Source organism: Salipiger mangrovisoli (assembly GCF_015223355.1).
GTDB lineage: Bacteria > Pseudomonadota > Alphaproteobacteria > Rhodobacterales > Rhodobacteraceae > Salipiger > Salipiger mangrovisoli.
In genome coordinates this window covers 41,125-59,976 of the sequence record NZ_JADFFK010000013.1, presented here as the reverse complement: position 1 = coordinate 59,976, position 18,852 = coordinate 41,125, and the positions used below count along the sequence as shown (strand labels likewise).

The window sequence follows — 18,852 nt, the reverse complement described above, 5'->3', positions numbered from 1 at the left end:
GATTCAGGCCAATAAGATTCAGGCCGGTGTGGCGGCGTCGTCCTGCAGGCAGGCGGCGGAATAGGGGCGGAGCGCGTCCATGACGCGGCTGATGAGCAGCGCTTCGGGGTCGAGCGGCTGATCGGCGAGGGACAGGGCGGCGGGCAGGTGCTGGCGCAGCAGCGGCATCGGCAGGCGGTTGCCGGAGAGCGCCGAGAGCAGCCGGTCCACGGCCCGCTGTGCGCCGGGCGCGGGCCAGTAGTAGCGGATCCGGTCCGACAGCGAGTAGTGCCGCAGCAGATGTGCATCGATGCCCGTGCCATAGTGGCGCTGCCAGTCGCGGGGGGCGTCGAGCATCGCGCGCTCCATGGCCGCCATCAGCGGGCGCTCGCCGTAGCCGGGGATCAGGTCCGACGCGATGAGGTCGAGCGCGTAGAGCGTCTCGCGCAGGGCGAAGGTGACCTCGGGTCCAACCTTGAGGATGGCATAGCCGCCGCGCACCAACGCAGCGAGGGGGGCGGCCCCCTGGTAGTCGGTGGAATGCGCCTCGAAGACGAAACGCGGCTCCTCGCGCAGCACCGCGTTGAGCGCCTTCGCCCGCGCTGGGTCGTAGGGGATGACATTGCGATTGCCGAACTCCACGCCCGGCTGGACGACCAGCGCGATCGCGCGGGAAAACGCGTCTTCCAGACCGGCCCTGGCAAAGACCATTCGGTGCACCTCGATGGTGCGCCGGGCGGCTTCGGGCGCAGTTGGCGCGACGCTGTCGAGCAGGTGGTCGGCGCCGCCCGGCGTCGGCACTTCCGTACCGAGAATATAGCGCGGCGCGGGCAGGCCCTTTTCGCGGGCGACCCGCTCGGCCACGCTGGCCAGCCGGGCGGCGCGGCGCGCCGTGGTCTCGTCGTCAAGCGCGGGCGGCTCGTCAGCGCAGCCCATCGAGGCGTCGAGGTGGATCTTGCCGAAGCCCGCAGAGACATAGGCCGCGACCATCTCCTCGGCCTCGGCCAGCGCCGCTTCGGCGGGCCGGTCGCGCCACGGGTTGGGGCCAAGGTGATCGCCGCCAAGCAAAAGCTGCGCATCGGGCAGTCCTTCCTCCGATGCGAGCCGGCGGACCAGCGCGGCGAAATCGGCGGGCGTCATGCCGGTGTAGCCGCCCCGATGGTTGACCTGGTTGCAGGTGGCCTCGATCAGCACCGTTTCGCCGGTCTGCCGCCCGAGCCGCAGCGCCGCGCGCAGCACCAGCGGGTGCGCCGAACAGACCGAGGTCAGCCCGCGCCTCCCGCGCGCCGCCGCAAGATCGGTGAGCGCCAGCCGGCTCATGCCCGCCGCTCCGTCGCGGCGATGAAGGCATCAAGCTCGGCGCGGGTTCCGGCACCTTCCATCGGGCCGCGGACCGTCACGTTCCGCGCCCCGGCGGCGCAGGCGTAGGTCAGCGCCTCGGCGATCCCCATGCCGAGTCGGCGGCAGGTGACATAGGCGCCGCCGAAACAGTCCCCGGCACCGGTCGGGTCCAGCTCCTGGACGCAGAAGGCGGGGGCAGAGACCGGCGCGGCCCCTGCCGCGTAGACGGTCGCGCCAGCCGCGCCCTGCTTGAGGGCGATCTCGCCAATGCCGAGGTCGAAAAGCGCGGCCACTGCCCTGTCGCCGCTGTCCGTGCCCGCCGCCATGAGCAGCTCGTCGCCCGAGGGCAGCAGCAGGTCGCACTGTGCGACCATGCGCGAAAACCGCGGCAGGACCTCAGGGTCGTTCAGCAGTTCCTTGCGCAGGTTCGGATCGAAGGAGACGCTGCCCCCACGCGCCTTGACCAGCGGCACGGCGCGGTCGATCACCTCCCAGGCGCTGGCCATGGCGAGCGCGGTGCCCATCACGTGCAGATGCCCGGCGCGCGCAAGCAACGCTCCGGTCGCATCATCCCAGCCGAAGCGGGCGGCGGCGGATGTGGCGAGATTGAAGACGAAATCGCGCTCGCCGTCCAAGCGGTAGCGCACGAAAGCGCTGCCGGTGGGGTAGTCTGGATCGATGCGGATCGCGGAGGTATCCACCCCGTCACGGGCCAGTCGGTCGAGGTTCAGCCGCCCGAAGTCATCCGCGCCGACGCAGCCCACCAGCGCGGCACTGCCGCCGAGCCGGCCGCATTGCGAGATGAAGATCGCGGGGGCACCGCTGGCGAAGGGGCCGACCAGCGGCTGCGCCTCGAGAAACCCCGCGCCCGGCGTGGCCGCGACGATCTCGACGAGGATCTCGCCGACGCAGACCGTGGGTCCGAGGCTGTCCGGGGCGGGAAAGCGCATCTCAGGCCCGCGCATTGGTGGCACGGCGGCGGCGGGCCTCCTCCATGCCGCGCTCGATGAACCCCTTGGCGTGCGCGGCGAGCGGATCGCTGTCGGTCCACGTGTCGCGCCAGATGCCGCAAGCGCGCGACAGCCCCTCGTCGACCACCGCGCTGGAAAAGCTCTCGAAGACGATGTCGCGCTGGTAGTCGATGTCGAGCAGCGCGTCGAAGATCAGACCGAAATCGACGGTGCCGTCACCGAGGTAGCCGCGGTTGCTTTCGCCGATGTGGAAGTAGCCGACCTTGTCCCCGGCCAGCCTTATGGCGGCGGCGGGATTGGCCTCTTCGATGTTCATGTGGAAGGTATCGAGGTGCAGCCGCACGTGGTCCGAGCCGGTGGCGTCGATGAATTTCAGCCCCTGCGCCGTGGTGTTGAGCAGGTTGGTCTCGAAGCGGTTGACCACCTCCAGAACCAGATCGATGCCCGCCGCCTGTGCGATATCGGCGGTCTCCGCGATCGCCTCGACGCTGTTCTTCCAGCCGTCTTCCGAGGGCTGGCGGTCGTACTTCATATGCGCGGAGTAGAGGATGCCGCCGAGCTTGTTGCCGCCGATGTCGCGCACCGCCTGCACCGCGTCGCGCAGCATCGCCTTGCCCGCGGCGACGCGTTCCGGGTCCTCGCTCGAGACGTCCTTCTCGGCGGGCAGCCCCATGGTCACGCCGATTTCCACGTCGAGCGACTGCGCCTTTCGGGCCAGCCGGTCGAGATCGAAGAGCTCGGGGCGCAGGTAGGCAAATTCGATGGTGCGATAGCCGTGCTCGGCGGTTTTCTCGAGCGCCATTTCCAGATCGCCCTGCGTCTGCCCGCCCGTCCAGACGAACGAGTGAATCCCCAGCTTGCCCATGCAGCTCCTCCCGTTTGCTTTGTGCCGCGCCGGCCTCCCAACCGGACTGCGCGCCGCAAGATCACCCGGCGCGATCGGGGGCGGCATCGGCCCCGATCTTCGCGAACGTTACAAGTGCATTTATAATCTTACAAATGATTTTTTTACGCGCGGCAGTTTTTTGATCCAGGTCCGGTGCCGGGCGATACAACGCGCGAAACCCCGGCGCCGTGGTGGTGCCAGGGGTCATGAAAGTCGCGCATTATCAGGATGTTCAGGTGTCCCTGAGCAAAAGCTCCGCGGTCACGTCATCGGTGACGAGCATGCTCATCAATCCGCGTTTCGCTGCCGCACGGATCACGTTCACCTTGTGCGGACCGGCCGCGACGAGGATTTTCTCGGGGATCGCGGCCAGCGTGTCGAGCGTGATTCCGATGGTCCGGTCGTCGAGGTCGTTCGACACGTTCCGTCCCTCGGCATCAAGGAAGCGCCCGACCACGTCGCCAATTGCGCCAAGCTCGACCAGCCGCTCGGCGTGGGCCTGCGAGGGCAGGCCGGAAGAGACGAGGTAGGACCGTGCCGAGATGTCGCTCGCCGTGAGAATGGCGGCGTCGAGGGTCTCGAACTTGCCCAGGTGCTCGCGGAAGATCTCCTGCCCGAGGAAGGCATCGCGGTCGATGCCCTCCGACAGGAAGATCGGCGCGGCGAGCAGCGAGTAGCTCGCCCCCAGCCGTTCGGCGAAGCCCGAGGCGATGCCGAAGGAATTGAACACCGCGCCCTTGGTGGTGCCGCCGATCATCGAGATGATCTCGAGGTCGGGACACTCTTGCCGCGCCATGTGGGCGATGGCGCATTGCAGCGTCATGCCCCAGGACACGCCGATCCGACGCCAGCCGGCGGTTTCCAGGTGCCGCGACAGGAAGGAGGCCAGCGCGGCCCCGACCGGCGTGTGAAAGTCGTAATTGTCGCGGTTGGCCGGGGCGATCAGAACCTGCTCCAGCCCCAGCGCCTCGCGCAGCGCATTCTGCATCTCGACGCGCGGCAGGAAGGGTGACTCGATTTGCACCTTCACCATGCCGAGCGCCTTGGCCTTCTGGATCGCCTGGTTTACCCGCAGCCGCGTGACCCCCAGCGACTGGCCGATCTCGGCCTGCGTCATGCCGTTGACGTAATAGTGCCAGCACACCTCGCTGACGAACGAGATCGCCTCGTCTTCTTTTTCCTTGAGCATCGGCAGTTCCCATCATCCCCGAGGATCAAGATTAGCAGCAAGCCTGCGGGATACGCCAGTTATTACATCTGTAGTGTATAAATTACAGATGCATATTTCACTTGAATGGATGGTGATACATTTGTAAAGGTGACGCAGGGAGAGGCGCTGCGAGAGGAGCCGCGATTGCTGCGGAAGGACGGCGCCGAACCGATATTTTAGGGAGGAAGATCATGAGCTTTGCATTCAGGCTGGGCGTTTCGGCGCTGGCCCTGTCCATTGCTGCCGGCAGCGCATTCGCCCAGGACGACGACTTCTGGGCCAAGGCCGGCGAGAAATTCCAGGGGGTGACGCTGCGCGGGGTGACCGAGGCGACGCCGCCGTCCAATTACATCAGCGACGTTCTGGCCCCCGAGTTCGAGGAAAAGACCGGCATCCGGGTGGAGATCGAAACCACCTCCTGGGACCAGATGTACGACAAGGCGATCAAGGACATGGAGGCCGGGACCGGCATCTACGACATGGTCTACATCGAGCAGGACATCGTCTACGCCTACCTGGCGCGGAACTTCCTCGTCGATGTGACGAAGTCGCTGGCCGACAATCCCGATCTTAAGGCGCCGGGCTTCGACGAGGCCGCCTTCACCACCTTCGCCGACTACTTCCGGGGCGAGAACGGCGATCTCTACGGCATCCCGATGGAAGCCTTCATCAAGATCTACCTCTACCGCACCGACCTGTTCAACGACCCGGAGGTGCAGGCCGCCTTCAAGGAGGCGACGGGCAACGAGCTGAAGCCCGCCACCACCCATGAAGAGTACACCCAGATCGCCGAGTTCTTCACCAAGTGGGGCGAAGATCACGACATGGACCTTTGGGGCACGACGGCGCAGGCGCACACCGGCCACCCGGCCTCCTGGTACGAATACGTCGAGACCGTCGCGCCGACCTTCGGCGTCTACGGCTGGGGGATCGACCCCGACAACAACTACGCCGCCACCGTCGAGAACGGCGGCACGATGAACTCGGACAAGGCCAAGGCGGCGCTGAAGTGGTGGCTGCACATGCGCGACATCGCCCCGCCGGAGTCGGTGCAGTCGACCTGGACCGAGGTCGCCACGACCTTTGCCGCCGGACGCGCCGCGCAGGGTCTCGTCTACGGCGAGAACGCCGCCTGGATCGCCTCGGATGACAGCAAGTCGCGGGTGGTGGGCAATGTCGGCGTGGCGCTGCCGCCGCTCGAGGACGGGGTGATGGCCGAGGCAGAGGCCGGCGACGGCTACATCGGCTATTACGATGGCGGTGCCTTCGGCCTGCCGGTCACCTCGAAGAACCAGGACGCCGCGCTGCTTTTCCTGCAGTACATCGGACAGGAATCCGTGCAGCCGGGCTGGGCCGTCGCAGCACCGCGCATCACCCATACCGCGACCTACGACGACCCGGGCGTGCAGGAGATGAACGACGAACTGGGCGGCTACTACGACATGCTCCGCGAAGACGGGAAGCTCTTCGCCGGGGCGCCGCCCTATCCGTTCCACGCGCAGCTGCGCGAGGCGATCGCGCCGATCTTCTACGACATCCTGACCGGCAAGATCGATCCCGACAGCGGACTCGACCAGATGGCCGAGAAGACCGAGCAGGAACTGACCGACCTCGGCTACCGCCAGTAAGGCCCCAGAGGCTTCGCAGGAGGGCCGCCTTCGGGCGGCCCGTCGCTCCCGGCCGCGCGCTGCGTCCGGGCAGGGCCGGTTCGCGCCCAGCACCGAAAGGATCTCCCGATGCACTCCAACAAACTGGGATGGCTGCTGCTGGCACCGACGCTGCTGGTGCTGTTCTTCTTCGGCGTGCTTCCGTTCATCTACGTCGTCTACGTATCGTTCCACCAGTGGAACCCCTTCGCGGTCAATCCCGACATGGTGTTCAACTGGGCCGAGAATTACCGCCGCGTTGTCTTCGACACGCAGTTCCTCGCCTCGCTGGGGGTGACCGCCGCCTTCGTGTTCTTCGCGGTGATCTCGGAGTTGATCCTCGGCTACCTGCTGGCGCAGGCCTTCATGAAGGACTTCCCCGGCAAGGCGATCTTCCGCACCATCCACACGCTGCCGCTGATCATGGCGCCGATCATCGTCGGCTCGATCTGGAAGCTGATGACCACGCCGTCGATCGGCATCATTCCCAACCTTTTGGACAGCTGGTTCGGCTATGACCTCAACATCGGCCAGAGTGCCATCGCGGCATTCATCACCACCGTGGTCATGGACATCTGGCACTGGACGCCGCTGGTCACGCTGACGCTGATCGCGGCGCTGGTCTCGCTGCCGCCCGACCCCTTCGAGCAGGCGCAGATCGACGGCGCGAACAAGCGGCAGATCTTCTGGCACATCACCCTGCCGATGATCCGCCCGGCGATCCTCGCCACGGTCTTCATCCGCCTGATGGACGCGCTGCGCACCGTCGACGAGGTGCTGATGCTGACCGGCGGCGGGCCGGGCTCGGCCACCCGCTACGTCGGCGTGCACATCTTCAAGGAGGTCTTCCCGAGGACGAACTACGGCTACGGTTCGGCGATCTCGGTCATCGTCCTCTATCTCACCATCGTGGTGTGCTGGCTGCTCTACGTCGGCCTCATCGCCCCCCGCAACAAGAAGGGCTGACCCATGCGCAAGAACCGCCCCTGGCTCTACGTGCTGTTCTGGATCCTGATCAGCTTCCTGACGCTGTTTCCGATCTACTGGCTCTTCGTCATCTCGGTGAAGCCGGCGGTGGATCTCTTCTCGACCCCCGACATCCTGCTGAAAAACATCTACTGGCAGAACTACATCGACGTGCTGAACGACCGCACGCTGCGCGGCTACATGGTCAACTCGCTGGTGATCTCCTCGGGCAACGCGCTGCTCTGCACGACGCTCGGCTTCCTGGCCTGCTACGCGCTGTCGCGTTTCGACATGGGCGGCAAGGAGAGCATCTTCTTCTGGACCATCACCAACCGCATGGCCCCGCCCGCGGTGTTCCTGCTGCCGCTCTTCCTGCTGATGACGCAGGTCTACAAGGTCGGGGATTTCACCCTGCTCGACACCCGCATCGGCATGATCCTGGTCTATTGCACCTTCAATCTGCCCTTCGCCATCTGGACCCTGCGCCCGACAGTGGACGGCATCCCCAAGGAGCTGGACGAGGCCGCCTATGTCGACGGTGCCAGCGCCTGGAAGGTGATCACCGAGGTGGTGTTCCCGCTGGCCCGGCCCGGCCTTGCGGTGACGCTGATCCTGACCTGGGTGTTTGCCTGGAACGAGTACCTGCTGGCCGCGACTCTGACCAACTTCAACGCCCGCACGCTGACCACCGGCCTGTCGGAATATGTCACCACAACCGGCACCGAATGGGGGATCATGGCGGCAATCTCGGTCTTCACCCTGATCCCGGCGCTGATCGTCTTCGGCATGGTGCAGAAACACATCGTGGCGGGTCTCACATTCGGCGCCGTGAAGGGATGAGGACATGACCGATCTCGAAGAACTGGGCGACATGGACGAGAAACTGAACCTGCACGAGACCGACGCGCCGCCCGAAGAGACCAAGACCGGCTTCCTGCCGATCCAGACCAACTGGTTCGACCGGCTGTTCATCTCGGTGGTGATCTGGGTCGCGCTGTCGCTGATCTGGTTCCGCTTCATCGAGCCGTTCGGCCCGTCGATCTGGATTTCCAACGCCATCGCACTCGCGCTGGCCGTGCTCATCATCACGAAAGGCTAGACCATGAAGTCTCTCGTTCTCGAACGCAAAGACGAGCTGTCGCTGCGCGACGTCCCCGAGATCGACCGCGAGGAAGCGGCGCTCGGCCCGCGCGACGTGCGGATCAAGCTGCACACCGTCGGCATCTGCGGCTCGGACGTGCATTACTACACCCACGGCAAGATCGGCCAGTTCGAGGTCAAGGCGCCGATGATCCTCGGCCACGAGGCCTCGGGCACCGTGATCGAGACCGGCGGCGAGGTGCAGCACCTGAAGGTCGGCGACCGGGTCTGCATGGAGCCGGGCATCCCCGATCCGAACTCCAAGGCCACCCGGCTCGGCATGTACAACGTCGATCCCGCCGTGCGTTTCTGGGCGACGCCGCCGGTGCATGGAATCCTGCGCCCGACCTGCGTGCACCCCGCGGCGTTCACTTTCAAACTCCCGGACAACGTCAGCTTTGCCGAGGCCGCAATGGTCGAGCCGCTTGCCGTCGGCGTGCACGCCGCGACCAAGGCGCGGGTGCGCCCGGGCGACATCGCCGTGGTGCTGGGGGCCGGGCCGATCGGGCTGGTGACGGCGCTCTCGGCGCTCGCCGCCGGTTGTGCGCGGGTCTATGTCACCGATCTGGCCGAGAAGAAGCTCGAGATCGCCGCCTCGCTCAGCCGCGCCATCGTGCCGGTGCACGCGGGGAAGGCGAACTTGGCGGAAAAGGTCCACGCCGAGACCGAGGGCTGGGGCGCGGACATCGTCTTCGAGGCGACGGGCTCGCCGAAGGCGGCGGCGGGCGTCTTCGAGGCGCTGGCGCCAGGCGGCTGCGTGGTGATGATCGGCGGCCAGCCCGACCCCATACAGTATGACGCCGGAGCCGCCATGGTGCGCGAGGCGCGGGTCGAGAACATCTTCCGCTACGCCCATGTCTTTCCGCGCTGCGTCGCGATGCTCGCCTCCGGCGCCATCGACGTGAAACCGCTGATCACCAGAACCTTCGATTTCGACGAGAGCGTCCGCGCCTTCGAGATCGCCGCATCCGCGCCGCCGGCCGACGTGAAGATGCAGATCGAATTGCCGCAGTAGGGGGGCAGGCCATTGGCAGAGGTAAAGATCGACAACGTGATCAAGCGCTACGGGGCGCTTCAGGTCATGCACGGCGTCAGCGTCGACATCGAGGATGGCGAGTTCGTCGTGCTCGTCGGCCCGTCGGGCTGCGGCAAGTCCACGCTCCTGCGGATGCTGGCCGGGCTCGAGCAGATCAGCGGCGGCACCGTCTCGATCGGCGGGCGCGTGGTCAACGACGTGCCCCCCAAGGAGCGCGACATCGCCATGGTGTTCCAGAGCTACGCGCTCTACCCGCACAAGACCGTGGGCGAGAACATGGGCTTCCCGCTGAAGATGGCCAAGCGCCCGCAGTCCGAGATCGACGACAAGGTGGGCCGCGCGGCGGCGATCCTCGATCTCGACCGCTACCTCGACCGTTATCCAAAGCAGCTCTCGGGCGGGCAGCGCCAGCGCGTCGCCATGGGCCGGGCCATCGTGCGCGACCCGCAGGTGTTCCTCTTCGACGAGCCGCTGTCGAACCTCGATGCCAAGCTGCGCGTCACCATGCGGGTCGAGATCAAGGAACTGCACCAGCGGCTGAAGACCACCATCGTCTATGTCACCCACGACCAGATCGAGGCGATGACCATGGCCGACAAGATCGTGGTGATGCGCGACGGCCGGGTCGAGCAGATCGGCGCGCCGCTCGATCTCTACGACGAGCCGCAGAACGTCTTCGTCGCCGGATTCATCGGCTCGCCCTCGATGAACTTCCTTCACGGCCATGTCGCCACCCGCGGCGGCGAGAAGCGCTTCGTCTCGGACGGCGGGCTGGAGCTGCCGTTGCCGGCGACCGCCGCGCGCGAGGGGCAGGGGGTCACCTACGGCATCCGTCCCGAACATATCGGCATCGGCGAGGGCGGTATTCCCGTGCGCGTGGTGGTGGTCGAGCCCACCGGGTCCGAAACGCAGGTCTTTGCCAAGGCGGGCAGCGATCTTGTCGACGCGGTGGTCAAGGAGCGGATCACGGCGCGTCCCGGCACCGAGGTCGGCTTCATCATCGACCCGGCGCTGGTGCATCTTTTCGACCGCGAGAGCGAGCAGCGCATCTGAAACCCGAGAGACGGGGATCGGACCAAGGGGAGAAGGACGCAGGACATGACCCAGACCCATGCCGTCATCTTCGATCTCGACGGCTGTCTGGTGGACAGCGAGCCGCATTCGCTGGCGGCCATCGCCGAGGAGATGCGCGCGCTCGGGATCGAGGACGCCACGCCAGAGGAGATCGGCGCGCGCTTCCTGGGCGTCTCGATCTCGGTGATCCACGCGCATGTGGCGCAGCGCTCGGGTGCGCCCTGTCCGCCGGACTTCTCGGACAACTTCGAACGCAGGCTCTTTGCGCGCTACGAGGCGGGGCTTCACCTCATTCCGGGGGTGCGCGCGCTGCTTTGCCAGTTGCGGGATGCGGGCATCCCCATGGCGATCGGCACCGGCGGATCGCTCAGGCGTCTCGCGACCACGCTGCGGGTCGCGGACTTGGCGCCGTTCTTCGAGCGCCGGGGGTTCAGCGCCGACCAGGTTGCCCGCGGCAAGCCAGCGCCGGATCTCTTCTTGCTGGCGGCAGAGCGGCTCGGCGTTGCCCCAGAGCATTGCGTGGTTGTCGAGGATTCGCCGCATGGCGTGGCGGCGGCGCGGGCGGCGGGAATGCGCGCCATCGGCTTCACCGGCGGTTCGCATCTTGACGGGCGGCGCAACGCCCACGCAGAAATCCTGAGACAGGCGGGCGCAGAGGAGGTGCTCGCCGAGATGTCGAACATGTATGCGGCACTGCTCGGTGATCAGCCGCAGCCGCAGTGAACCGGCTCTCGGGAGGGGCAATCATGGTCTATCTGGGCATCGACCTGGGCACATCGGGGCTTCGGGCCTTGCTGGTGGATGCGGAAGGCACCCCGCTCGGCGCTGCCGAGCACGCCTACGAGGCGCGCCATCCGCGGTCGGGCTGGTCCGAGCAGGACCCGCAGGATTGGATCGCCGCTCTTGAGCGCGCCGTCGCCGATCTGCGGGCCGCGCATCCGGACTTCGCAGCGCTGCGGGGGATCGGTGTCGCGGGGCATATGCACGGCGCTACGGTGCTCGACGAAAGCGGCGCGGTGATCCGGCCCTGCATCCTGTGGAACGACACGCGCTCGCATGTCGAGGCCGCGGCGCTGGACGCCGCTGACGGGGTTCGGCAGATCTCCGGCAATATCGTCTTTCCCGGCTTCACGGCCCCTAAGCTCGCCTGGATGCGCCGCCATGAGCCCGAGAATTTCGCGCGCATTGCCAAGGTGTTGTTGCCCGCGGCTTATTTGAATTTCTATCTGACCGGAGCCTATTTCGCCGACATGTCCGACAGCGCCGGCACGTCCTGGCTCGACACCGGCACCCGCGATTGGTCCGAGACGCTTCTGTCCGCGAGCGGCATGCGCCGCGACCAGATGCCCGAGCTGCTCGAGGGGTGCCAGCCGGGGGCCCGGCTCAAGTCCGAGCTTGCCGCGCGCTGGGGGGTGTCCGCCGACGTGGTGGTGGCGGCCGGCGCGGGCGACAACGCCGCGGCCGCTTGCGGCATCGGCGCGATGAACGAGGGGCAGGGGTTCGTCTCGCTGGGTACCTCCGGCGTGCTGCTCGCGGCGCGGGATGGTTACCGGCCCGCTGCCGAAACCGCGCTGCACACCTTCTGCCACGCGGTGCCGGGGCGCTGGTACCAGATGGGGGTGATGCTGTCTGCCGCCGACAGCCTCAACTGGCTGGCGCGCATCACCGGCAGCGCTCCGCGGGATCTGACCGCCGGCCTGGGAGAGCAGCTGCTTGCGCCGGGTCGGGTCAGGTTCCTCCCGTATCTGTCGGGGGAGCGCACACCACACAATGACGCGGAAATCCGTGGCAGCTTCACCGGGCTCGGTGCCGAAAGTTCCCGCGATGATCTTACGCGGGCGGTGCTGGAAGGGGTGGCCTTCGGCCTGCGGGACAGTCTGGCCGCGCTTGAAGGAACCGGCCTGCGGCTCGAGCGCCTGATCGCGATCGGCGGGGGCACCGGCTCGCGCTACTGGCTCAATCTGATCGCCACGGCGCTCAACGTTCAGCTCGAATTGCCGAGTGGTGGGGAATTCGGAGCAGCGCTTGGCGCGGCGCGGCTGGCCATGCTGGCGGCGGGGGATGGCACGCCCGAAGAGGTTATGGTGCCGCCCACGACCCGCGAGGAAATCCTGCCGAACCCGGCGCTTCTGCCGGATTTCGACGCTGGCTATGCGCGGTTCTGCAACGCCTACGGGGCAATTCGCGCGGTGCAGTAGCAGAGCCGAGAAATCAGCGCAGCGACAGGTCGAGCAGCCCGCCGCCGAAGAGGCGGTCCCGCGAGTGTTCGAGGTGTTGGCGCATCCCGCTGCGGGCAAGTTCCGGCGCGCGATCGCGGATTGCCTCGAAGATCTGCGTGTGCTCGGCCAGAACTTCTTCGAGCCCCTTGCGGCCGTCGTTCATCAGGGACTCGCCGTGCAGTTTCATGCCGACGTTGACGTGATCGCGCAGGGCGCGGAACGTGGCTTCGAAATACTGGTTGTTCGAGGCCCGGGCGATGCTGCTGTGGAACATGAAGTCCGCGTCTTCGCGGTGTTGAAGAGAGCCGGTCGCGGCGCGCAGCAGGTCCAGCGCCTTCTCGATCTCGCCCAGAAGCTCGTCGTTGCGACGCTGCGCGGCAAGTGCGGCGGCTTCGGTCTCGAGGTTGATGCGGAACTCGTAGCAGCGCTGGATGTCGGCCAGCGTCTCGACCTTTGAGAACTCGAGCGGCGCGGTGGTGGCATTGGCGCGCACAAAGCTGCCCGCCCCCTGCCGCGACACGACCATGCCCTCGTCGCGAAGCTTCTCCAGCGCCGAGCGCAGCACAGGGCGCGACACGCCGAATTCCTCGGCGAGTTGCATTTCCGCGGGAAGTTTTTCGTTTGGCGGGTACTCGCCATTGACGATCCGCGTGTGCAGCGAATGGTACACCTTGTCCGCAAGGGGCATTCGCGTTTTTGTTCTGCCTGTCGCCATCAGCCCTGCCTCGTCCTCCGGAGATTTGGATTAGTCGTTCGTCAGCATTTTGACAAGTTTGACCAGTGTGTCGGCAGCGCCGAAACCTCCGGATTTGGTGACCAGCGTGAGCCGTTGGCCGTTTGCGCTGCGTGACACCGGCACACCGGGGAGCAATTCGCCCAAGACGTCCAGTTGTCCGATCCCGAGCCGTTCGAGAAGCGCTGCCGCGCTTTCGCCACCGCATGCGAAAAGGGTTGCGGGCTGCATGCGGGCCTGCATCTTCGCGACGGTCTTGGCAAAGGCGGCGCCCGCCTCTGCGCCCGAGACTGGCACGGGACCGGCGGTCATCCGGACCAGCGCCAAAGGTGCTTCCGTGGGCAGCGGCAGCGGGTCCAACTCCCCGTTCGGAGCCTCGAGCACCGGCACGGCCTGCAAAGCGTCGATCTGTGCGACGGTCACCGGATCGCGCGATCCGATGGCCAGAAGCGCGGGTAGCTCCAGCCGCGTGGGCGCGCAGGGGGCGGGGTGGGGCCAGAGGCGCAACGCGAGCGTTTCTGCCAGGCCCGCCGCACCCACAAGCACCGTCCGGCCAAGCTCGGCAGGGAGCTGCGCGGCGAGATCTTCTTGCGTGCGTGCATCGGAAACCGAGATCGCGCGGCCAATATGTGGGGCGACCGGAATGGGGTCCGGAACGCCCGCCCCGGTCACCGCGCCATCAAGGCAAAATCGCCCGAGCTTGGGGATGGCCGGGTTCGCGACCAGCGGCGTGTCAGGAGGGGCCAGCTGCGCCAACTCGGCGCCGATGTGCCCCTTTAGACGGCTGTCGATCTTCTTGAAGAGGATGCCGTCGTGCCCGGCCAGGTCATGGGCGACCTGCCGCAATACATCAATCGCCCGCGCTTCCGAGCCATCGCGGGTGCCGGTGGCCACGGCGATGACCTCGGCCCCGGAGGCCAGTGCCTCGGGCAGGTCGGCGGGGCGGCAGGCGACGCGCACCCGCGCCCCGCGCGCTGCGAAGGTCGCGGCGCTGTCCAGGGCGCCGGTCAGGTCGTCGGCGACGATATGCACCCGTTTGCGCATCTCTCTCCCCTCGATGCGGTGCGCCCGGTCAGAAGGCGCGGCGGTAGATGTCCTCGATCTCGTCGACCGAAAGGTCGCGCGGGTTCCAGTCGAGAAGCCGGCGGATGGCATGGGCTTCTTCGGCCATCGCCCGCAGGTCTGCCGCATCCACCCCATGCGCGCGCAGCCGCATGTCAAGCCCGAGCGCGGCGCAGAAGGCGGTCGCCCCGTCGCGGATCTCGGCCTCGCTGCCGGCCTCGAAGCCCAGGGCCTTGGCGATCATCGCGGTCTTCGCAGGCTGCGCGGCGGCGTTGGCTGCCAGAACATGCGGGAAGATCAGCGCGTTGGCGATCCCGTGCGGCAGTTTGTAGCGGGTTCCGAGCGGGTAGCTCAGCGCGTGTCCGGCAGTGGTATTGACCGGCCCAAGGCAGATGCCGCCATAGAAGGCCGCCAGCGACAGCCCGGCGCGGGCCTCGGTGTCTTCGCCATTCTCGACCGCGCGGCGCAGGAACCGCCCCACGAGCTCGATCCCCTGGAGCGCGTAGCCGTCGATCAACGGGTGGGCGCGCTTCGAGGTGAAGGCCTCGGCGCAATGGGCCATCGCGTCCACCCCGGTGGCGGCGGTCACATGCGGCGGAACGGTCATCGTGAGATCGGGGTCGATGATCGCCAGATCGGCCAGCATATGCGGGCTCTCGGTCGCGATCTTGCTGTTCGTTGCGGGGTCGGTGACCAGGGCGCGCGTGCCGACCTCGGAGCCGGTGCCGGCGGTGGTCGGAATCTGCACGAGGCCGACCTTGCGTGCGGGAGCCCGGTTCGGGCCGCTGATGTCGGCGAGCCCGAGCGGCTGGTCGATCATCACGGCGACAAGCTTGGCAAGATCCATCGCCGATCCGCCGCCGAAGCCGATCACCAGGTCCGCGCCCTTTGCGGCTGCGACGGCGGCGGCAAGGTTTTCGCTGTCGGGCTCGGGCACGACCGTGCCGAAGCAGGCGACCTCGCCAAGCCCGAGCACCGGCAGGCGCGCCGCATTGACCGCGTCGGCCACCACGAAGGGTGCCGTGTAGCCCGACGCGGCAACCCATTCTGCGAGCTTTGCCAATGTGCCGCTGCCGTAGTGGATCAACGCGGGACGGCGCAGCTCGATTGGGGTCGTCAGGTCGTGCATCGCGGTATCCTCCTCGGGGCGCGCCGTCGCCGCCCGTGTCTTGCGTGTTCGAATGTGCTCGTCCGAGTCGCCGCCGCCTCTGGGCAGGTCGGTCTCTTGTCGCAATGACTGGCGAAAGATTTACAACTTGTCAAATGGTAACTTGGAGTTGTGACGGTGAATGTGGCGGGTGCCGTATGCGCAATGCGGTCAACACTCAGCAAAAATATATAAGTAAAACGGTTGTTTGTGGCGCTATTTCCAGGAGAATTTTTTGCCGCGATCATCGCTTGGCGCGTGATTGCCTGGCTCGCCTCAGTTTTTTATTTGACATGTTGTCATCTTGGCGACATCTTGCGCTGCAGATCAGGTCCGGCGATGTGCCGTGACACGTGCTGTCGAAGGGGAGGAGTGGCCAATGGTCCTACGCGAGCAAAAGGCAGATCTCTGGATTGGCGCCGGCTTGCTGCTGTTCTGCGGCTTCGTCAGTTGGCGCACGACCTACATAAAGCAGGGCATTGGTTCGAGCGCTGCCGGACCGAGCTTCTTGCCTTGGCTGGTGATCGGCCTGATCGCGCTGCTGTCGGTGCTGCTGATCGTGCGGGCGCTGCGCGCAGAGCGCACGCCGGAGACCGACATCATGATGCCCGGCAAGCGTGTGCTTGTCGCCATGGCGGGCTTCACTCTGCTGATGATCTGCTACGCGGCGGCCTTCATGCCGATCGGCTACCTGCCCTCGACGCTGGTGGCTTTCATCGTGGGGCTGCTTCTTCTGGGCGAGCGCAACTGGCTGCTCGTCGTCCTGTTTCCCGTCGGCATGACGCTCGCGATCTATTTCGGGTTTACCGAGCTGCTGTCCGTCTGGTTGCCGTAAGCCAAGACCAAATCAAAAATCAATCTGAAGGGAGGAATACTTCATGATCAAGAAAACCCTCATCGGGGCCGCCCTGGCCACCGCCACCGCAGGTGCCGCCGTTGCGGCGGACTTCCCGGCCCGCCCGATCCAGGTGGTCGTGCCCTATTCGGCGGGCGGCTCGACCGACCTGTCGGTCCGCGTGGTGGCCGACGCCTTCGAGCGGCTGTTCGATGGCCAGATGGTGGTGCGCAACCAGCCCGGCGGCGGTGGCGGCATCGGCTCCTCGGCGGCGGTTCACGCGCGGCCCGACGGCTACACGCTGGCAGCCGGCGCGCAGGGCCCCCTGGCGATCCTGCCCTTGATCGGTGGCACCGACTACCAGTTCGACGACGTCGAATTCATCGGGCTCTTCGCCCGCTCGCTGCAGCTGCTTGTCGCCTGCGCGGACGCGCCCTTCTCCGATTACGACGGCTTCATCGAGTATGCCAAGACCAAGGCGCCGCAGATCGGCAACTCTGGTGCGGGCGGGGCCAACCAGATCTCGGCCGAAGCCTTTGCGGATGCCGCGGGCATCAGCATCGAGTCGGTGCCCTTCAACGGCTCGTCCGAGGCGCGGACCGCCTGCATCGGCGGCCATATCGATGCGATGGTGGCATCCCCGGCCGAGGCCAAGGCGGCCTCCGAGTCGGGCCAGATGACCCCGCTCTTCGTGATGGAAGACGCGCGCATCGACCTCTTCCCCGACACGCCGACCGCGGTCGAGAAGGGCGTCGATTTCACCTGGTCGTCCTGGAAGGGACTGGTCGGGCCGAAAGGCATGGACGCCGAGACGCTTGCCTGGCTGCGTGACGCGATCAAGCAGGTCGCGAACGACGAAGAGTTCAAGAAGACGCTCACCGACATGGGGGAATTCGTGACCTTCGAGGACGGCGAGGCCTTCGAGGCCCGCGCCCGCAAGGACATGGAAACCACCCATGACGTGCTCGAAAAGCTCGACATGCTCGGCATGAACAACTGATGCGGCGCCGGGAGTTTCCCGGCCTGCACGTACAGGCCGGAGCGCGGGGCGCTCCGGTCTCCGCCTTCCCCAGCCGCCGGCAGCGGCCTACCCACTCAGCTGCAGGGTTGTCATGGACACAATCGCCTTTCTCGCACCACTCTTCGAGCCGCAGGTCCTTCTGGCCATCGCGCTTGGAACCCTAGGCGGGCTCGTCATCGGCGCGTTGCCGGGGCTCACCGCGACGATGGGTGTCGCGCTGCTTATCCCGCTCACCTTCGGGATGACCCCGGTGATGGGGCTCAACATGCTGATCGGCATCTACATCGGTGGCATCTACGGCGGCTGCGTTTCGTCGATCCTGCTGCGCACCCCGGGTACCCCGGCCTCGGCAGCGACCGTGCTCGACGGCTATCCGATGGCGCAAAAGGGCGCGGCGGGCAGGGCGCTTGGCATGGCGACGATCGCCTCGACCATCGGCGGGCTGATCGCGGCCGTGGTTCTTGCGACGCTGGCGCCGCAACTCGCGGGCATCGCGCTCAAGTTCGGTGCGGCGGAGTATTTCGCGCTGGCGCTCTTCGGGCTGACCATCATCGCGTCGCTGTCAGGCGACCTGCTGAAGGGCGCGATCTCGGGGCTGCTCGGGATCCTGATCTCGACCGTCGGAGCCGATCCCATCTCGGGTGTCATGCGCTACACCTTCGGCATCCACGGTTTCGCCTCCGGCTTTTCCTTCACCCCGGCCCTGATCGGCCTCTTCGCGCTCTCCGAGTTGTTTACCCAGATGGAGCGCATCGCCGCGAACGAGGAGCCGATCCGCGGCGCCTCGGGCCGCTGGCCGACCCGCGCCGAGATGTCCGAGAGCAAGGGCGCGCTGATCCGCGGCTCGCTCATCGGCACGCTGATCGGCATCATCCCCGGTACCGGCTCGGGCACCGCCTCGTGGATCGCCTACAACGAGACGCGCCGCGCCTCGAAGACCCCCGAGAAGTTCGGCACCGGCTACGCGCCCGGCATCGCCGCCACGGAATCCGCCAACAATGCGGTCTGCGCTGCGGCACTGATCCCGCTGCTCGCGCTCGGCATTCCCGGTGATGTGGTGACCGCAGTTCTGATGGGCGGGCTGCTGATCCAGGGCCTCGCGCCGGGACCGATGCTGTTCCAGACCAACCCCGACGTGGTGGTCGGCATGTTCGGCGGCACCTTCATCGCGACGATCTTCATGTTCATCTTCGGGATGGCGCTGATCCCGGTGTTCAGCCGCATCCTGATGATCCCGCGCCGTCTGCTGGCCATGTCGATCGTCGTGTTCTGCTTCATCGGCGCCTTCTCGATCAACCTCAACCCGGTCGATCTCTACACGATGGTGGGCTTCGGCGTGCTGGGCTGGGGGATGCAGAAATTCGGCTTCAGCCAGGCGGCGCTCTGCATCGCACTGATCCTCGGGCCGCTGCTGGAATCCAACCTGCGCCGGGGTCTGCTGCAGAACGACGACAACGTGCTTTCGTTCATTTCCACGCCGATCACCCTGCTGTTCCTCGGGCTCACGGTCTTCTCGGCGGCCTGGCCCTTCCTCTCGCGCGTGATCACCCGCAATCGCGCTGCGCAGCACCAATAATCAGGAAAAC

The 18,852-nt window shown here is 66.6% G+C and carries 18 protein-coding genes; 11 read left to right on the top strand and 7 right to left on the bottom strand.

The features are described from left to right. Positions 1-18: 18 nt before the first annotated feature. From IQ782_RS17160 to IQ782_RS17145, 4 genes are all read right to left on the bottom strand, one after another. Complete coding sequence (locus IQ782_RS17160; RefSeq protein WP_194135892.1) at positions 19-1,299, bottom strand: class II D-tagatose-bisphosphate aldolase, non-catalytic subunit; 1,281 nt, start codon at positions 1,297-1,299, stop codon at positions 19-21. Continuing rightward, positions 1,296-2,270 carry a tagatose kinase gene (locus IQ782_RS17155; protein ID WP_194135891.1) on the bottom strand — a complete coding sequence of 325 codons (975 nt, stop codon included), beginning with the start codon at positions 2,268-2,270 and terminating at the stop codon, positions 1,296-1,298. Before IQ782_RS17155 ends, IQ782_RS17160 begins: the two co-directional genes overlap by 4 nt. Position 2,271: 1 nt before the next feature. Continuing rightward, positions 2,272-3,156 (bottom strand): sugar phosphate isomerase/epimerase family protein, encoded by an 885-nt coding sequence (locus tag IQ782_RS17150; protein ID WP_194135890.1) that lies wholly within the window; start codon positions 3,154-3,156, stop codon positions 2,272-2,274. A gap of 253 nt (positions 3,157-3,409) precedes the next feature. Further along, a complete protein-coding gene (locus tag IQ782_RS17145) occupies positions 3,410-4,366 on the bottom strand; it encodes a sugar-binding transcriptional regulator (RefSeq protein WP_194135889.1) in 957 nt (318 codons plus the stop codon). A gap of 212 nt (positions 4,367-4,578) precedes the next feature. On the opposite strand from IQ782_RS17145, the gene IQ782_RS17140 reads away from it, so the two are divergent. The 8 genes from IQ782_RS17140 to xylB all read left to right on the top strand — a co-directional run bounded on the left by IQ782_RS17140 (position 4,579) and on the right by xylB (position 12,447). Then, entirely contained in the window at positions 4,579-6,015 is a 1,437-nt protein-coding gene (locus IQ782_RS17140) for an extracellular solute-binding protein (RefSeq protein WP_194135888.1), read from the top strand. Positions 6,016-6,123: 108 nt separating this feature from the next. Beyond that, positions 6,124-6,999: a carbohydrate ABC transporter permease gene (locus tag IQ782_RS17135; RefSeq protein ID WP_194135887.1), complete on the top strand. Its 876-nt coding sequence runs from the start codon at positions 6,124-6,126 to the stop codon at positions 6,997-6,999. A 3-nt stretch (positions 7,000-7,002) separates the two neighbouring features. Next, positions 7,003-7,839 carry a carbohydrate ABC transporter permease gene (locus IQ782_RS17130; RefSeq protein WP_194135886.1) on the top strand — a complete coding sequence of 279 codons (837 nt, stop codon included), beginning with the start codon at positions 7,003-7,005 and terminating at the stop codon, positions 7,837-7,839. 4 nt (positions 7,840-7,843) lie between these two features. After that, a complete protein-coding gene (locus tag IQ782_RS17125; RefSeq protein ID WP_240989357.1) occupies positions 7,844-8,098 on the top strand; it encodes a DUF2160 family membrane protein in 255 nt (84 codons plus the stop codon). A gap of 3 nt (positions 8,099-8,101) precedes the next feature. Further along, entirely contained in the window at positions 8,102-9,154 is a 1,053-nt protein-coding gene (locus IQ782_RS17120) for an NAD(P)-dependent alcohol dehydrogenase (protein WP_194135885.1), read from the top strand. A 12-nt stretch (positions 9,155-9,166) separates the two neighbouring features. Beyond that, positions 9,167-10,228, top strand: a complete 1,062-nt coding sequence (locus tag IQ782_RS17115) for an ABC transporter ATP-binding protein (RefSeq protein ID WP_194135884.1) — start codon at positions 9,167-9,169, stop codon at positions 10,226-10,228. 45 nt (positions 10,229-10,273) lie between these two features. Further along, on the top strand, positions 10,274-10,972 hold the full coding sequence (locus tag IQ782_RS17110) for an HAD family hydrolase (protein ID WP_194135883.1): 699 nt from the start codon (positions 10,274-10,276) through the stop codon (positions 10,970-10,972). A gap of 23 nt (positions 10,973-10,995) precedes the next feature. After that, on the top strand, positions 10,996-12,447 hold the full coding sequence (gene xylB, locus IQ782_RS17105) for a xylulokinase (RefSeq protein ID WP_194135882.1): 1,452 nt from the start codon (positions 10,996-10,998) through the stop codon (positions 12,445-12,447). A 13-nt stretch (positions 12,448-12,460) separates the two neighbouring features. Here the strand turns inward: xylB and IQ782_RS17100 are convergent, their stop codons facing one another. Genes IQ782_RS17100 through IQ782_RS17090 form a run of 3 tightly spaced genes read right to left on the bottom strand, consistent with a single transcriptional unit; the run spans position 12,461 to position 15,392 of the window. After that, the gene (locus IQ782_RS17100) at positions 12,461-13,156 is read right to left on the bottom strand and encodes a FadR/GntR family transcriptional regulator (protein ID WP_194135881.1); all 696 of its coding nucleotides are present in this window, start codon (positions 13,154-13,156) and stop codon (positions 12,461-12,463) included. Between the two features lie 57 nt (positions 13,157-13,213). Further along, complete coding sequence (locus tag IQ782_RS17095; protein ID WP_194135880.1) at positions 13,214-14,245, bottom strand: four-carbon acid sugar kinase family protein; 1,032 nt, start codon at positions 14,243-14,245, stop codon at positions 13,214-13,216. A 28-nt stretch (positions 14,246-14,273) separates the two neighbouring features. Then, positions 14,274-15,392 carry an iron-containing alcohol dehydrogenase family protein gene (locus IQ782_RS17090; protein WP_194135879.1) on the bottom strand — a complete coding sequence of 373 codons (1,119 nt, stop codon included), beginning with the start codon at positions 15,390-15,392 and terminating at the stop codon, positions 14,274-14,276. Positions 15,393-15,789: 397 nt separating this feature from the next. Here IQ782_RS17090 and IQ782_RS17085 point away from each other — a divergent pair, with 397 nt between their 5' ends. The 3 genes from IQ782_RS17085 to IQ782_RS17075 all read left to right on the top strand — a co-directional run bounded on the left by IQ782_RS17085 (position 15,790) and on the right by IQ782_RS17075 (position 18,842). Then, positions 15,790-16,245 (top strand): tripartite tricarboxylate transporter TctB family protein, encoded by a 456-nt coding sequence (locus IQ782_RS17085; RefSeq protein ID WP_194135878.1) that lies wholly within the window; start codon positions 15,790-15,792, stop codon positions 16,243-16,245. A 43-nt stretch (positions 16,246-16,288) separates the two neighbouring features. Next, positions 16,289-17,245, top strand: a complete 957-nt coding sequence (locus IQ782_RS17080; RefSeq protein WP_240989356.1) for a tripartite tricarboxylate transporter substrate binding protein — start codon at positions 16,289-16,291, stop codon at positions 17,243-17,245. A gap of 112 nt (positions 17,246-17,357) precedes the next feature. Further along, positions 17,358-18,842 (top strand): tripartite tricarboxylate transporter permease, encoded by a 1,485-nt coding sequence (locus IQ782_RS17075; RefSeq protein ID WP_194135877.1) that lies wholly within the window; start codon positions 17,358-17,360, stop codon positions 18,840-18,842. The last annotated feature ends 10 nt before the right edge of the window (positions 18,843-18,852 follow it).

Bases quoted from the DNA above. Each gene is read 5' to 3' on its own strand.
- IQ782_RS17160 (WP_194135892.1), bottom strand. From the start codon at position 1,299: ATGAGCCGGCTGGCGCTCACCGATCTTGCGGCGGCGCGCGGGAGGCGC.
- IQ782_RS17155 (WP_194135891.1), bottom strand. From the start codon at position 2,270: ATGCGCTTTCCCGCCCCGGACAGCCTCGGACCCACGGTCTGCGTCGGC.
- IQ782_RS17150 (WP_194135890.1), bottom strand. From the start codon at position 3,156: ATGGGCAAGCTGGGGATTCACTCGTTCGTCTGGACGGGCGGGCAGACG.
- IQ782_RS17145 (WP_194135889.1), bottom strand. From the start codon at position 4,366: ATGCTCAAGGAAAAAGAAGACGAGGCGATCTCGTTCGTCAGCGAGGTG.
- IQ782_RS17140 (WP_194135888.1), top strand. From the start codon at position 4,579: ATGAGCTTTGCATTCAGGCTGGGCGTTTCGGCGCTGGCCCTGTCCATT.
- IQ782_RS17135 (WP_194135887.1), top strand. From the start codon at position 6,124: ATGCACTCCAACAAACTGGGATGGCTGCTGCTGGCACCGACGCTGCTG.
- IQ782_RS17130 (WP_194135886.1), top strand. From the start codon at position 7,003: ATGCGCAAGAACCGCCCCTGGCTCTACGTGCTGTTCTGGATCCTGATC.
- IQ782_RS17125 (WP_240989357.1), top strand. From the start codon at position 7,844: ATGACCGATCTCGAAGAACTGGGCGACATGGACGAGAAACTGAACCTG.
- IQ782_RS17120 (WP_194135885.1), top strand. From the start codon at position 8,102: ATGAAGTCTCTCGTTCTCGAACGCAAAGACGAGCTGTCGCTGCGCGAC.
- IQ782_RS17110 (WP_194135883.1), top strand. From the start codon at position 10,274: ATGACCCAGACCCATGCCGTCATCTTCGATCTCGACGGCTGTCTGGTG.
- xylB (WP_194135882.1), top strand. From the start codon at position 10,996: ATGGTCTATCTGGGCATCGACCTGGGCACATCGGGGCTTCGGGCCTTG.
- IQ782_RS17100 (WP_194135881.1), bottom strand. From the start codon at position 13,156: ATGCCCCTTGCGGACAAGGTGTACCATTCGCTGCACACGCGGATCGTC.
- IQ782_RS17095 (WP_194135880.1), bottom strand. From the start codon at position 14,245: ATGCGCAAACGGGTGCATATCGTCGCCGACGACCTGACCGGCGCCCTG.
- IQ782_RS17090 (WP_194135879.1), bottom strand. From the start codon at position 15,392: ATGCACGACCTGACGACCCCAATCGAGCTGCGCCGTCCCGCGTTGATC.
- IQ782_RS17085 (WP_194135878.1), top strand. From the start codon at position 15,790: ATGGTCCTACGCGAGCAAAAGGCAGATCTCTGGATTGGCGCCGGCTTG.
- IQ782_RS17080 (WP_240989356.1), top strand. From the start codon at position 16,289: ATGATCAAGAAAACCCTCATCGGGGCCGCCCTGGCCACCGCCACCGCA.
- IQ782_RS17075 (WP_194135877.1), top strand. From the start codon at position 17,358: ATGGACACAATCGCCTTTCTCGCACCACTCTTCGAGCCGCAGGTCCTT.